Raw genomic sequence first — 12,833 nt, 5'->3', positions numbered from 1 at the left:
GGGAACTCCTGCCGAGCCGGCTTCTTCCCCCTCCGTCGGCCTCGCCGACACCTCCCCCGCTGGGGGGAGGATTTGGTCCGCCCTCCACCCCGAGCAGAAGATCGGAGGGTCTGCTTCCGGCGCCGGCGACCGGCTTTGTCGGTGATGGCGCATTCCCTCAATTCAGGACGAGAATGACGGGTGTTTATTGGGAGGGCGCTAAGCGCCGCCTATCCCGCCGCCGCCTCGTCCCAGTCGTCCTCGTCCCAGTCCTCGTCCACGCGCCAACCCCGCATCTGGCGCGCCGTGGCGGCCAGCAGGAAGCTGGGGATGTCGCCGACCGGCATGGGGCGGCCGTACAGGAAGCCCTGGAAGTGGTCGCAGCGCATCTCGGCCAGCAGCCTGGCCTGGTCGATGGTCTCCACGCCCTCGGCGGTGACCTCCAGGTTCAGGGTCCGACCCAGCAGGGCGATGGTGCGCAGGATGTCGGCGATGGCCGCGTTGTCCTGCATCTCGGCCACGAACGAGCGGTCGATCTTGATCTTGTCGAACGGGAACCGCCACAGATACGACAGGCTGGAATAGCCGGTGCCGAAGTCGTCCATGGCGATCTTCACGCCCAGCTTCTTCAACTGCGCCAGCTGCTCCAGGATCTTGGCGCTGTCCTGCAGCAGCAGGCCCTCGGTGATCTCAAGCTCCAGGCGCGACGGGGCCAGGCGCGAGGCCTTCAGCGCCTTGCGGACGTGGGCCACCAGGTCGCCGGACACGAACTGGTGGGGCGACAGGTTGACGGCCACGGTCAGGGGCGAGGGCCAGCTGGCGGCGGTGCGGCAGGCCTCGTTCAGCACCCACTCGCCGATCTTGCCGATCAGGCCCCATTGCTCGGCGCACTCGATGAACTCGCCCGGCGCGACCAGGCCCCGGCGCGGGTGCTGCCAGCGCAGCAGCGCCTCGAAGCCGGTGACCCGGCCGCCCTCGCGGCCGATCAACGGCTGAAAGAACAGCTTCAGCTCGTCGTTGTCGAGCGCGTCGCGCAGGTCCATCTCCAGCTCGCGACGCTGCTTGATCCAGAGGTCCATCGACGTCTCGAAGAAGCGGTAGGCGCCGCGGCCGTCGCCCTTGGCCTGGTAGAGGGCCAGGTCGGCGTTCTTCAGCAGGCCGTCCGGATCGTCGGCGTGCAGCGGGGCCTCGGCGATGCCGACGCTGGCGCCGATCAGCACGTGGTTGCCGCGCACGTCGTAGGGACGCGACAGGCTCTCGACGATGCCCCGGGCCAGCTCGCCCAGGATCTCGGCGCCCGGCGAGGGAGCCACCACCACGGCGAACTCGTCGCCACCCAGGCGGGACACCAGCCCCATCTCGCCCACGCAGTCGCGCAGCCGGGCCGAGGCCTGGACCAGCAGGTCGTCGCCGATCGGGTGGCCCAGGCTGTCGTTGACGCCCTTGAAGTGATCGAGGTCCAGGCACAGCACGGCGCAGCCGGCGCCGCGCGGCTCACGGTCGGCGCGGCCGTGCTCGGTCCAGGCGCGGCTCAGGGCCTGCAGGAACGACAGGCGGTTGGGCAGCTGGGTCAGGACGTCGTAATGGGCCAGGCGCGAGATGCGGGCCTGGTCCTCGCGGGCCTGGGTGATGTCGGCGCCCACGCCGCGGAAGCCGGTGAAATGGCCGTCCAGGTCGTGGATCGGCTTGGCCGACAGCGACCACCAGTGGGTCTCTTCGCCCACCTCGATCGAGACGACCACGTCGCGGAAGGTCTTCTGCTCGACGAACAGGGCCGAGAGCGCGGCGACCGGGCCGTCGGGCCCCTCGGCCGCGCCGCACAGGTCCGACATCGGCTGGCCCAGCAGTCTGGCGCGCTCGACGCCGGCGGCGGCGACCATGCGGTCCGAGACGTAGGTCAGGCGGCCCAGGGCGTCGACCTCCCACAGCCAGTCGCTGGCGCCCTCCTCGAAGTCGCTGAGCAGCAGGCTGACCACCTGGCGCTGGGTTTCCAGCTCCTCGGCGGCGACCAGGCGGTCGACGAAGATCTTGGCGTGGGACAGGCACGAAACGACCACCACGGCGTGGCAGAAGATCAAGAGGCCGCCCAGGGCGTAGAGGATCGGGTCATGGCTGGTCGACAGCGCCAAGAGCGCGCCCAGCGTCATCGGCGTCGAATAGGCGATGGCCGCGGCCGGCAGGGTCAGCAGGGCGAAGCCGCCGCAGCCGATCATGCCGGCGATCACCGAGGCGACCATCATCGGCATCGAGCCCTTGAACCCTTGTTCGGCGGGCATGGTCAGGATCGGGAGGATGGCCCACAAGCTTCCCAGAACGCCGGCCTGCCAAGTGATGCGGCGCACGCCGCGCGCCGAGACAGCCTTGTTGGGGCTGCGCCGACGTTGCGAGGCGACCCAGCCGCGAAGGCCCAGCAAGGCGTAGGCGACGACCGCGCAGGCCCACAGCGTCAGACCGTCCGTGTGAGGACTGCCTTGGCCGGCGAAGGCGACCAGTATGGCGATGATGATGTTCGCGCCCATCATGACGGGCGTCATGCGCAGGATGCTCTGCACCTGCTCCATGCGGACGCGGCCGGCCATCGCCTCTGGCAAGGCGGGCAGCATCCGAGACAAAAGCGCGGTCGTTTCTCGACCGACGAAACTGATCGTGGAACGCAAGTGTGCCGATCCCCCGGGGGCAGTCCGCTCCCCAAGCGAGAAGATATCCGGCGTTTATGTAAACTGGCGGTTAAGTGTGACCGCGCGCATCGCCGCAAGTGGGTAGGCTCTGCCCTATAGGGCGGCGCGCGCCAGTTCCTTCTCCCCTTGCGGGAGAAGGTGTCGGCGAAGCCGACGGATGAGGGGTCGGGAAACCGATCCGGATATCGGAGCGCAACCCCTCACCCGACCCCGGCTCTCGCCGGGGCCACCCTCTCCCGCAGGGGGAGAGGGATGATTTCCCAACGAAAAAAGGCCGCCGTCCTTGCGAACGGCGGCCACATTCACGAACCCGGAAAGACTAGTCTTCCTTCGTGCGCTTCTTGCGGAACGAGGGGTTCAGGACCTGCTTGCGCAGGCGGATGTTCTTCGGCGTGACCTCGACCAGCTCATCGTCCTCGATATAGGCGATGGCCTGTTCCAGGGTCATGCGGCGCGGCGGGGTCAGGCGGATCGATTCGTCCTTGCCCGACGCGCGGACGTTGGTCAGCTGCTTGGCCTTCATCGGGTTGACGTCCAGGTCGTCCGAGCGGCTGTTCTCGCCGATGATCATGCCCTGGTAGGTCTTCTCGCCGGCGCCGACGAACATCACGCCGCGCTCTTCCAGGTTCCACAGGGCGTAGGCCGCCGTTTCACCGTCCGAGTTGCTGACGAGCACGCCCTTGCGCTGTTGGTCGATCGGGCCCTTGTGCGGCTCGTAGTGGCTGAACACGCGGTTCAGCACGCCCGAGCCACGCGTGTCGGTCAGGAACTCGCCCTGGTAGCCGATCAGCGAGCGCGAGGGCGAGAGCAGCTGGATGCGGGTCTTGCCCGCGCCCGACGGGCCCATGTCCTTCAGCTCGGCCTTACGGGCCGACAGCTTTTCGATGACGATGCCGGTGAACTCGTCGTCGACGTCGATGACGACGTCTTCCATCGGCTCCAGGCGCTCGCCGTTCTCGCCGGTCTGATAAACGACGCGCGGACGGCTGATCGACACCTCGAAGCCTTCGCGGCGCATGTTCTCGATCAACACGCCCAGCTGCAGTTCGCCGCGGCCGGCGACTTCATAGGCGTCCTTTTCCGAGGTCTCGGTGACGCGGATGGCCACGTTCGACTCGGCTTCCTTCAGCAGGCGGTCGCGGATGACGCGCGACTGGACCTTGTCGCCTTCGCGACCGGCCAGCGGGCTGTCGTTGACCGAGACGGTCATCGAGATGGTCGGCGGGTCGATCGGCTGGGCGGGGAGCGCCTCGGTCACTTCCATGGCGCACAGCGTGTCGGCCACGGTGGCCTTGCTCATGCCGGCGATGGCGACGATGTCGCCGGCCTCGGCGCCTTCGTCGACCGGCTGGCGCTTCAGGCCGCGGAAGGCCAGCACCTTGGTGATGCGGCCGCGCTCGATCTCGTTGCCGTTACGGTCCAGGGCGTGGATGGCCATGCCGGGGACGGCCTTGCCGCTGGCGATGCGGCCGGTCAGCAGGCGACCCAGGAACGGATCCGACTCGATCAGCACGTTCAGCATCTGGAACGGCTTGTCCTTGTTCTCGGCGACCTTGGGCGGCGGAACGTGGCGGACGATCAGGTCGAACAGGGGCGCGAGGTTGTCGCTCGGCTGGTTCAGGTCCAGCGTCGCCCAGCCCGAGCGGCCCGAGGCGTAGATGTGCGGGAAGTCCAGCTGCTCGTCCGTGGCGCCGATGGCGGCGAACAGGTCGAAGGCTTCGTTGTGCACACGGTCCGGATCGGCGTGGGCGCGGTCGACCTTGTTGATGCAGAGGATCGGGCGCAGGCCCATCTTCAGCGCCTTGGTCAGCACGAACTTGGTCTGCGGCATGACGCCTTCCTCGGCGTCGACCAGCAGGACGCAGCCGTCCACCATGCCCAGGATCCGCTCCACCTCGCCGCCGAAGTCGGCGTGGCCGGGGGTGTCGATGATGTTGATGCGGGTCTCGCCCGCCTCGCCGTTCCACAGAACGCTGGTGCACTTGGCCAGGATGGTGATGCCGCGCTCACGTTCCTGGTCGTTGGAGTCCATCGCCCGTTCGGTCGTGGCTTCGTTGGCGCGGAACACGCCGGACTGGGCCAGCAGCTGGTCGACGAGGGTGGTCTTGCCATGATCGACGTGCGCGATGATGGCGATATTTCGCATGTTCATGGGAACGGACGGACTTTCGGGAAGAATAGGGGATGACGCGTCAAGCGTCAGGCGCGCGGCTTTTACGCGACTGCGCTCGATTTATCCACCCCCACCCCTCGGAAAGCATTGTCGCGGGTAACCGGTGTCATCGCCAAACCCTTACCGGACTTGGCTTTGCGTGATGTTCTCGACAGAGACGGTTTCAGCTGTAACGGATTGTGCGGCGCAGCATGACTAAAAATGATGCACTCTCTTTGGGCGACCCTACGTAACCCTTGTCGCATAAGGCATTGCTCCAATCCCCCTTAGAAAAATAGGAATTGAACTGCATTTTTTCGCTTGCCCAATTTTGCGTCGCACCCTATAAACAATCCCGTGAGGCGGCGCTGCCGCTTCTGCCCTTCCTGGGCGTTTCCTCCCTAATGAACTGGCCCGGTGGTTTCACCGGGCTTTTTTTTGGCCTGAGCGGCCGCGGGCGTCGTTGATCCACGACAACGCGGCGTGGGCGGAGGGGTTTTGGGGGGATTTCCCTCTCCCCCTTGCGGGAGAGGGGGGCGCGCAGCGCCGGGTGAGGGGTTGCGCCGCCCTTGCCGGAGAGATCTTTCGACCCCTCATCCGTCGCCTGACGGCGACACCTTCTCCCGCAAGGGGAGAAGGGAGCTACTTCAACTCACCCACATCCATCCCCGCCAGCGCCCGCGTCAGCGTTTCGGCGTCCGCCGTCAGCTTCGCCAGGCCTTCGGTCGGCTCGCGCGTGTCCTCGTCCATATAGAGCGCGCGGTTGATCTCGATCTGCAGGGCGTGGGTGCGCTTGGCCGGGCGGCCGTAGTGCTCGGTGGTGTAGCCGCCGGCGTAGGGCGCGTTGCGGGCGACGCGGTAGCCCATGCCTTCCAGCTCGCGCTCCACCAGGCCGGTCAGCTTGGGTGAGCAGGCCGCGCCGAAACGGTCGCCCAGCACGATGTCGCACGACCCGCCCCGGCCTCTTACGCCCCGCGCGGCGGCAGCCGGCATCGAGTGCCAGTCGATCAGAATCGCCGCCCCATGCGCCGCCCGCGCCGCCGCCAGCTGGCGGTCCAGGGCGTCGTGATAGGGGCGGTGGGCCAGCTCGATTCGGTCGCGGGCCTCGGCGAAGGTCAGCTTGCGGGCGTAGATCGGCCGTCCCTCGCCGGCGACGCGGGGAATCGCCCCCAGTCCCGCCGCCACCCGGGCGGTGCGGCCCTGGGCGTAGTCGGGCAGGGCCTCGTCGAACATCGACGGGTCCAGCTCCCAAGGCTCGCGGTTCAGGTCGACATAGGCGCGGGCCAGGCGGGCGAGAATCACCGACGCGCCCAGGGCGGGGGCGCCGGCGATGATCCGATCGACGAAAGCGTCCTCCGAGGCGCGCAAGGTTTCGACCGGCAGACGGGCGGCCTCGACCATGTCCGGCGGATAGACCTCGCCCGAATGGGGCGAGGCGAAGACCAGGGCGGTCGGCGGCGGCGCGCCGGCGGGCGCGGCGCGCAACACCTCGAAGGCTGGCCCGGCAAGGGTTTCCAGCGTTTCGGACGGGATCGGCCGGGCGACGCTCATGGCCCATCATCGAAGCGCGCGTCCCCTGGGTCAAACGGCGATTTGTCGACGATCAAGCCGCCCACCGATCCGTCCACAGCCGCGACGTTTAGGTTCATCCCCGATTTACGCTGAACTTGCTAAGGTGGCCGTCGCTACGACTTCTTAATCTTCAGGACACGTGACCTCATGGCCCGCATCCTCCTCGCCGAAGACGACGACTCTCTCCGCGGCTTCCTGGCCCGCGCCCTGGAACGCGCCGGGTTCGAAGTGACGGCCTGCGCGGACGGCGAGGAAGCCGTCCAGCACCTCGACACCAACTGGGACCTGCTGCTGACCGACATCGTCATGCCCGGCATGGACGGCATCGAGGTGGCCCGCCAGGCCGCCGCTCGCGACCCGGGCCTGCGCATCATGTTCATCACCGGCTTCGCCGCCGTGGCCCTGTCGGCGCAGGACCGCGCGCCGGCCGGCTCCAAGGTGCTGTCCAAGCCCGTCCACCTGCGCGACCTGGTCGCCGAGGTGGAGAAGATGATGGCCGCCTAAAAAACCATCCGAAAAAAGTTTTCGGGCGGCTTGCGCGCCGGCCAAGCCGCCGCTATACCCCCACACCTTCCCGGCCAGGACGTCTTCTCGAAGACGCTTCGGATCGCTTCGGCGGACGCGTAGCTCAGCGGGAGAGCACTACGTTGACATCGTAGGGGTCACAGGTTCAATCCCTGTCGCGTCCACCATCCTCCTCCTTTCTTTTCAGGGTTCACGAGCCGTCGGCTCGCGTCGCTAGACGACCGGACTTCGGTCCGGCGTCAAATCGCTGGCGTCATGGCGGCGCGGATGTCCTGCTCCAGCATCCAGAGGCGATCCTGCCCCCAATGCGCGGGCCCGCCGCTGACGCGAAAGGTTGGGGCGCCCCAAAGGCCCGCGTCGAGGAGCGCGGCGCGATTGCTTTCCACGCGGGTTCGCCAGGTCTCATCGGCGAGAGCGGCGGCGGTCTGGGCGTCGGTCAGTCCCGCGCGGCGCGCGACGTCGAACAGGCCCTTGTCCTCGGCCAGGGCGATCCCATCGGCGAAGGCGGCCTTCAGGCCCAGTTCGGCGAATTCCTGACCCAGGCCCAGCGGAATGGCGTGATGCAGGACGGCCAGAGCGCGCTCGGCGCCGGCGCCGACCGGGTCGACGATCGCGCCGAAAGGCAGGCCAAGGCGTTCGGCTTCTCGCTTGCCGTCCAAGGCGATGTAGAGGGTCTTGATCCGCGGAACGGCCAGGCCTCGCATGACCATCGGCAGAATGGGGCGGAGTTCGAGCGGTGCGCCATAGGCGCGGGCCAGTCGCCGGATGCGGGGCATGACAAGCCACGAATAAGGGCTGCGGAACGAGAACCAGACCTCGAGGGTCGGCGGCGATCCGGCCGGCGGCGCGCCGAGGATCGGCTCCAGCGCCGGCGCTAGCGGTCGGGCGCCGGGCTCTCGGTCCAGGCCGCGGTCCGCCAGGCGACGCTCGAGCCAGCCGAGGCGGTCGACGCCCCAGAACCATTCGCCCTCGAAGTGAAACATGCCGCCCAGATAGTGGCCCAGGCGTCGGCGCGTGGCCTCGCCGGCGGCGAGACTCTGGTCGGCGAGGCCAGGCTCGGCGGCGCCGTCCAGGGCGGCCATCGCCTCCAGCGCGCGCATGTCGCCCGACCACAGCGCGTTCCCCGCCGCCGTGGCGGTCGCGTCGAAGCGGTCGCGGTCCAGCGCGTGCGCCAGGATGGCCTGCAAGCGCAAGACCGCTTCCAGCGCGGGCAGGGCGGGGTTGGACGGAAATTCCAGGCCGTGCGCCCGCGCCAGCCGGACGGCGTCGCGCAAGCCATAGCCTCGCAACCGTTCGCGGTCGGGCGCGGCGGAATCCTCGGGGGGCGGGGCCAGATGAACCTCGATCTCCACCGCGTAGCGGGCCCGCAAGAGCGGCAGCATCTGCGCGGCCAGATGCGAATAGGGGTCGTCGGCCTGATGAAAGTACCGGACGGTCGAGCGTTCGCCGCGCAGGCGAGCTGCTAGGGCCGCGCCATCGCGGGCCATGCGGCGGCGCATGGGGCTGGTGAGGAGCGTCGTCGCGCTTTTCAGGATCAGGGTGCGCATGGACACGGGCGTGAGCTCCGAGAGGCCGGACTTGAATGACATCTATTGACATCATGACTGTCAATAGGTGGCTCGCGATCATGAGGGGCGTGCGCCGCGGGAAAGCCTCCACCCCATTGTGGAATTTATTGGCACTATGCATGCCATTATGTTCCTCTATGGCCAAAAAGGAGGAGGCGAGAATGCGCGGACTTTGGATCGGGCTGGGCGCGCTGGGCTTGGTCGTCGTCATTGGCCTCGGCGGCGCATGGCTTTTTCGCGATAGGCTGGCGCTGGTTGGCATGCGTCAGGCCTTTGCCCTGGCCGTGGCTGAGGACCCCCTGGCGAGCCTGCCCGACGGCCTGCACGTCGGTCTTTGCGGTTCAGGCTCGCCGATGCCGGATCCCACGCGAGCCGGCCCCTGCGTGGCGGTGGTCGCGGGGCGCGATCTTTTCGTGGTCGACTCCGGATCCGGCTCGACGCGTAACCTTCTGCTGATGAACCTGCCGCCGGCCTCGGTCGCGGCCACCTTCATCACCCACTATCATTCCGACCATATCGCCGACCTGGGCGAGCTGATGCTGCAGCACTGGGCCGGCGGCGCGGCGCGCGCGCCGATGCCGCTCTATGGCCCGCCGGGGCTGGAGGGCGTGGTGGACGGCTTCGAGGCGGCCTACGCCCCCGACCGCGGATACCGCATCGCCCATCACGGCGTGGCGGTGGTCCCGCCCTCGGGGTTCGGGGGAGATCCCCATGTCTTCTCAGCCGCCGCCGACGGCCCGGACGTCCTCGTGCTGGAGAAGCCCGACCTGAAGGTCTGGGCCTTTCCGGTGGCTCATGCCCCGGTGGAGGGGGCCGTGGGCTATCGCTTCGAGTACAAGGGCCGCAGCGTCGTCGTGAGCGGCGATACGGGACCTTCCGAGCGCCTTGTCCGCGCGTCCAGGAACGTCGACCTTCTGGTCCACGAAGGCTTGGCGCCTAATCTCGTGGCGATGCAGCAGTCGGTCGCCGAGCAGGCGGGCCGCGGCAACTACGCCCACATCTTCAGGGACATCCTGACCTATCACACCCCGCCCGAGACGGTGGCGCGCGAGGCCAAGGCTGCGGGCGCCAAGGCCGTGCTGTTCTATCACGTGATACCGCCCTTGCCGGTGCGCGCGCTGGAAGGACCCTTCCTGGGACGCTCGAAGGAAATCTTCGGCGGGCCGATGCGCGTGGGGCGCGACGGCGACTTCGCGTCACTCCCCGCCGGATCCTCCGAGGTCAGATGGTCCAACCGCCTCAAGGCGCTCGGGTTCTGAAGTCCAGGCGGCGTCGGTCGCAAGGCGCCGCGCCTCAGGTCAGATTGTATTCCGGCTTGGCGTAGGACCCGATCAGGTCGACCCCGAACACCTCGCGGGTCAGTTCGTCGGCATAGAAGGCCGCCAGCGACTTGGCGTAGACGCCGACGTCGGCCTTGGCCGCCTCGCCCAGCAGCCAGCCGACCATGGCGGCCTTGGTCCCCTGGCCGTTCAGGCCGTCCTGGCCGTAATAGGCGAAGTAGTCGGCCCGGGTCATGGTCTGGCCGTTCAGCACGAAGCTGGCGTCCAGCAGATCATGCAGCTTCTGGTCGGTGGGGCTGAGGCCGAAGATCGCCGCATAGGCCTTGCGCGTCGCGTCGGTCAGGGTCAGCGCGCCATAGCTCGCGCCGAACGCCGTCGCGCCCTCGCCGGCCTTGCCCAGGTTCACCGCGAAGTTGATGTAGCGGTTGCCGTAGTCGAAGGTCTGGTAATAGGCGCTGTTGAGGTTGTTGGCGTTCGGACCGTCGGGGGCGATCAGATAGTCCATGCCCGCCGCCGTCGGCGTGCGGCCGGTGAAGAACTGGTACGACATCACCGCGACCGAAGTGGTCGCGTCCGCCGTCTTGATCACCTGGGCGATGGCGTTCGCATAGGTTCCGCCGGCGGCCATGTCGGCCGCCAGGCTCTTGGCCAGGGTCTCGGCGCCGACGCTGAGCGGCTTCAGGCGCAACAGGCCGCCCATGGCCGTCGCGACGCGGCTGTCGACCAGCGAGATGGAACTGTCCGCGAAGACCAAGCTCTCGATATTGACGATTATATCGGTCCCGTCGCTCCCGGCGTTGTCCTTCACCTGCCAGCCGCCGGTCGAAAGCGCCGTGACCGCGTAGTTGGCGATCTTGCCGGAGAGCACCGTGGTGTCCGCGCCCAGGCCGCCGTCCAGGGTGTCATTGCCCTGTCCGCCGATGATGCGGTTGGCGGCGCTGTTGCCGTTGATGGTGTCGGCCGCCGTTCCACCGACGGCGTTCTCGATCGTCGCGCCCAGAGCGATGGAGACATTGCCGGTCAGGCCGCCGACGCTGGAGAAATAGCCCGGCCGCAGATCGATGGTCTGGGCGACCTTGTAGCCGGAGAAGTCCAGGGTGTCGGTCCCGCCGGCGTCCCAGACGGCGAAGACCAGCTTGCTCGAGGCGCTGGTCGCACTGAACCAGTCGCGGCCGGCGTTGGCGTTGAAGCCGTAGACGGTGTCGCCAGTGCGGGTCGACATGTTGGCGCCGTAGGCCAACTGGGCGGCGGCGATGTCGTCCAGCAGGGGAGAGGAGGCGTAGACGCCGCTGAAGGAGCCTCCCGTGTTGCTCTCGCTGAAATAGGACATCACCGTGTACTGGCGGCTGTCCTCGTAATAGCCGGCGTTGGCGGCGTAGGTCAGGGTGGTGTTGGCGGCGGCGTCGTAGTCCCCCGGATGGTCCAGGCCGATCGCATGGCCCAGCTCGTGCACGATGACCATGCCGCCGTAATTGGTCCCCGTCGGGCTGGTGTTGTAGCTCAGGGTGGAATTGAGCCAGATGTCGCCGGAACGGTTCGTGGGCGAAGTGTTGCCCGGAAAGAAGGCGAAGGCGGCCGCGTTGTCCTGGCCGGAGCTGTAGTTGCCAAACAGGATGGCGGCGTTGTCGCTGTAGGCGCTCGCGCCCGAGGTTCCCTCGCCCACGCGCACGAAGGTGATGTTGGCGACATCCGCCCAGGCCGCCAGGGCCTTCTCGGCCTGCGCGATCTGGGCGGCGTTGAAGGTCGAGAAGCCCGAGGCGTCGCCCGGCATCGTCGTCGGCGCATTGGCCCGATAGGCGTAGGTGACCGTCGCCGCCTGCTCCAGCTGACTGGACCAGCCCGGCTCGCCGCGCAGCAGCTGGGAGGCGGCCTGGGCGATGGTCAGGCTGGTCTTGCCGGCCACCATGCCGGTCCGGGAGTCGGCGTTGACGAAGGCGTTTAGCGTTTCGCCGCCGGAGACCGACGCGAAATCGTCGGGGGCCAGAGGAAAAGGTTCAATGCTCAAGACCGTACTCCGCCCGTCCCTGAGAGGGAGTATGGGCAAATCGAATTTCTCCTTCAATCTCAGGATCTTGCGACAAGAGCGCGCAGTTTTCCGGCCAAGCTAAGCGCTGCCGGATCGTGGCGTGGGGTCGCATTGATTTCACAATTCGCCCCATTCTGTGTCCTCAGGGCAACACCCAAATCCGCTCCGAGTGCGTTTGTCGTCCTGGGTCTCGAGGAACATGTCGGGACCGCGACATTCCAAAGTAGAGGGTAAAGCAATGAACATGCGGTTGCTGGTCGGCGTAGCGGCGGTGGCGCTAAGCGCCGCCTCGGGCGCCCTGGCCCAAAGCGCCACGAGCGGGTGGTACGTCGGTGCTGACGTTGGCTATCACGAGCCTGACGACGTCAAGGCGACCTCCACCAACAACTATCAGTGGAACTTCGGCAGCGACCACGACTGGGCCGCCTTTGGTCGCCTGGGTTACAAGTTCACGCCGAACTGGCGCGTGGAAGCCGAGTACGGCTACCGCCCGAGCGACATCAAGAGCGCTCGCGGCGCCGGCCTGGCCGGCGTGGACGGCACGGGAACGGGTCAGCCGATCGGCCTCTGCGCCCCCGGCGCGGTCCGTAGCCCGGCCGCTCCGGACTGCGGCGAGCTCGATGGCAAGATGAAGGCCACGACCCTGATGGCCAATGTCATCTTCGACATGGCCCCGAATTCCGGCCTGAACCCGTTCATCGGCGCCGGCGTCGGTACGGCCTGGGTGCATAACAAGGTCTACGGCCAGCTGTCGGGCGTCCCGGCCGGCGCCGCGACCTACCAGAACACCAGCTTCGACGACGTCGACCAGGCGTTCGCCATGCAGGGCATCATCGGCCTGGGCTGGAACTTCGCGACCAACTGGTCGATGGACCTGACCGGCCGCTATCTGCGCACCAGCAAGCTGGACTGGGGTTCGGTGACCCAGAACGCCGGTCCGGCCGGCGGCGCGATCACCGACGTGGGCACGTTCTCGGGCCGCTACAAGGACACCTCGGTGACCCTGGGCCTGCGCTACACGTTCGGCGCTCCGCCGCCGCCGCCGCCCCCGCC

General features: G+C 67.7%; 8 protein-coding genes, 1 tRNA gene and 1 pseudogene. 5 read left to right on the top strand and 5 right to left on the bottom strand.

Annotated features, from left to right (window positions below):
* Positions 1 to 78 (top strand): annotated as a pseudogene (locus tag AX690_RS23630) (peptidase); the annotation flags it as partial.
* 131 nt (positions 79 to 209) lie between these two features.
* Here the strand turns inward: AX690_RS23630 and AX690_RS09485 are convergent.
* The 3 genes from AX690_RS09485 to AX690_RS09475 form a co-directional block, all read right to left on the bottom strand.
* On the bottom strand, positions 210 to 2,582 hold the full coding sequence (locus tag AX690_RS09485; protein ID WP_066681232.1) for a bifunctional diguanylate cyclase/phosphodiesterase: 2,373 nt from the start codon (positions 2,580 to 2,582) through the stop codon (positions 210 to 212).
* A gap of 394 nt (positions 2,583 to 2,976) precedes the next feature.
* Complete coding sequence (gene typA, locus AX690_RS09480; RefSeq protein ID WP_066681230.1) at positions 2,977 to 4,809, bottom strand: translational GTPase TypA; 1,833 nt, start codon at positions 4,807 to 4,809, stop codon at positions 2,977 to 2,979.
* Positions 4,810 to 5,451: 642 nt separating this feature from the next.
* Positions 5,452 to 6,360 carry an N-formylglutamate amidohydrolase gene (locus tag AX690_RS09475; RefSeq protein ID WP_066681228.1) on the bottom strand — a complete coding sequence of 303 codons (909 nt, stop codon included), beginning with the start codon at positions 6,358 to 6,360 and terminating at the stop codon, positions 5,452 to 5,454.
* 168 nt (positions 6,361 to 6,528) lie between these two features.
* Between AX690_RS09475 and cpdR the strand changes: the two genes are divergently transcribed.
* Positions 6,529 to 6,885 (top strand): cell cycle two-component system response regulator CpdR, encoded by a 357-nt coding sequence (gene cpdR / locus AX690_RS09470; protein ID WP_066681226.1) that lies wholly within the window; start codon positions 6,529 to 6,531, stop codon positions 6,883 to 6,885.
* 113 nt (positions 6,886 to 6,998) lie between these two features.
* Positions 6,999 to 7,073 (top strand) — tRNA-Val (locus AX690_RS09465).
* A 72-nt stretch (positions 7,074 to 7,145) separates the two neighbouring features.
* Here the strand turns inward: AX690_RS09465 and AX690_RS23270 are convergent.
* On the bottom strand, positions 7,146 to 8,495 hold the full coding sequence (locus tag AX690_RS23270; protein ID WP_066681225.1) for a DsbA family protein: 1,350 nt from the start codon (positions 8,493 to 8,495) through the stop codon (positions 7,146 to 7,148).
* Between the two features lie 140 nt (positions 8,496 to 8,635).
* Here AX690_RS23270 and AX690_RS09455 point away from each other — a divergent pair, with 140 nt between their 5' ends.
* On the top strand, positions 8,636 to 9,733 hold the full coding sequence (locus AX690_RS09455; protein ID WP_066681224.1) for an MBL fold metallo-hydrolase: 1,098 nt from the start codon (positions 8,636 to 8,638) through the stop codon (positions 9,731 to 9,733).
* Positions 9,734 to 9,767: 34 nt separating this feature from the next.
* On the opposite strand, the gene AX690_RS09450 is transcribed toward AX690_RS09455, so the two are convergent.
* Positions 9,768 to 11,759 (bottom strand): M10 family metallopeptidase, encoded by a 1,992-nt coding sequence (locus tag AX690_RS09450; RefSeq protein WP_066681223.1) that lies wholly within the window; start codon positions 11,757 to 11,759, stop codon positions 9,768 to 9,770.
* Positions 11,760 to 12,018: 259 nt separating this feature from the next.
* On the opposite strand from AX690_RS09450, the gene AX690_RS09445 reads away from it, so the two are divergent.
* Positions 12,019 to 12,833: outer membrane protein (locus tag AX690_RS09445; protein WP_066730334.1), on the top strand; the 815-nt coding region annotated here is incomplete at its 3' end.

The organism is Caulobacter sp. CCH9-E1 (genome assembly GCF_001556515.1).
Lineage (GTDB): Bacteria > Pseudomonadota > Alphaproteobacteria > Caulobacterales > Caulobacteraceae > Caulobacter.
Note: the sequence above shows the minus strand (reverse complement) of the source record. Positions and strands in the feature narration are given on the sequence as shown.

Bases quoted from the DNA above. Each gene is read 5' to 3' on its own strand.
- cpdR (WP_066681226.1), top strand. From the start codon at position 6,529: ATGGCCCGCATCCTCCTCGCCGAAGACGACGACTCTCTCCGCGGCTTC.
- AX690_RS09485 (WP_066681232.1), bottom strand. From the start codon at position 2,582: ATGCTGCCCGCCTTGCCAGAGGCGATGGCCGGCCGCGTCCGCATGGAG.
- AX690_RS23270 (WP_066681225.1), bottom strand. From the start codon at position 8,495: ATGTCATTCAAGTCCGGCCTCTCGGAGCTCACGCCCGTGTCCATGCGC.
- typA (WP_066681230.1), bottom strand. From the start codon at position 4,809: ATGAACATGCGAAATATCGCCATCATCGCGCACGTCGATCATGGCAAG.
- AX690_RS09455 (WP_066681224.1), top strand. From the start codon at position 8,636: ATGCGCGGACTTTGGATCGGGCTGGGCGCGCTGGGCTTGGTCGTCGTC.
- AX690_RS09475 (WP_066681228.1), bottom strand. From the start codon at position 6,360: ATGAGCGTCGCCCGGCCGATCCCGTCCGAAACGCTGGAAACCCTTGCC.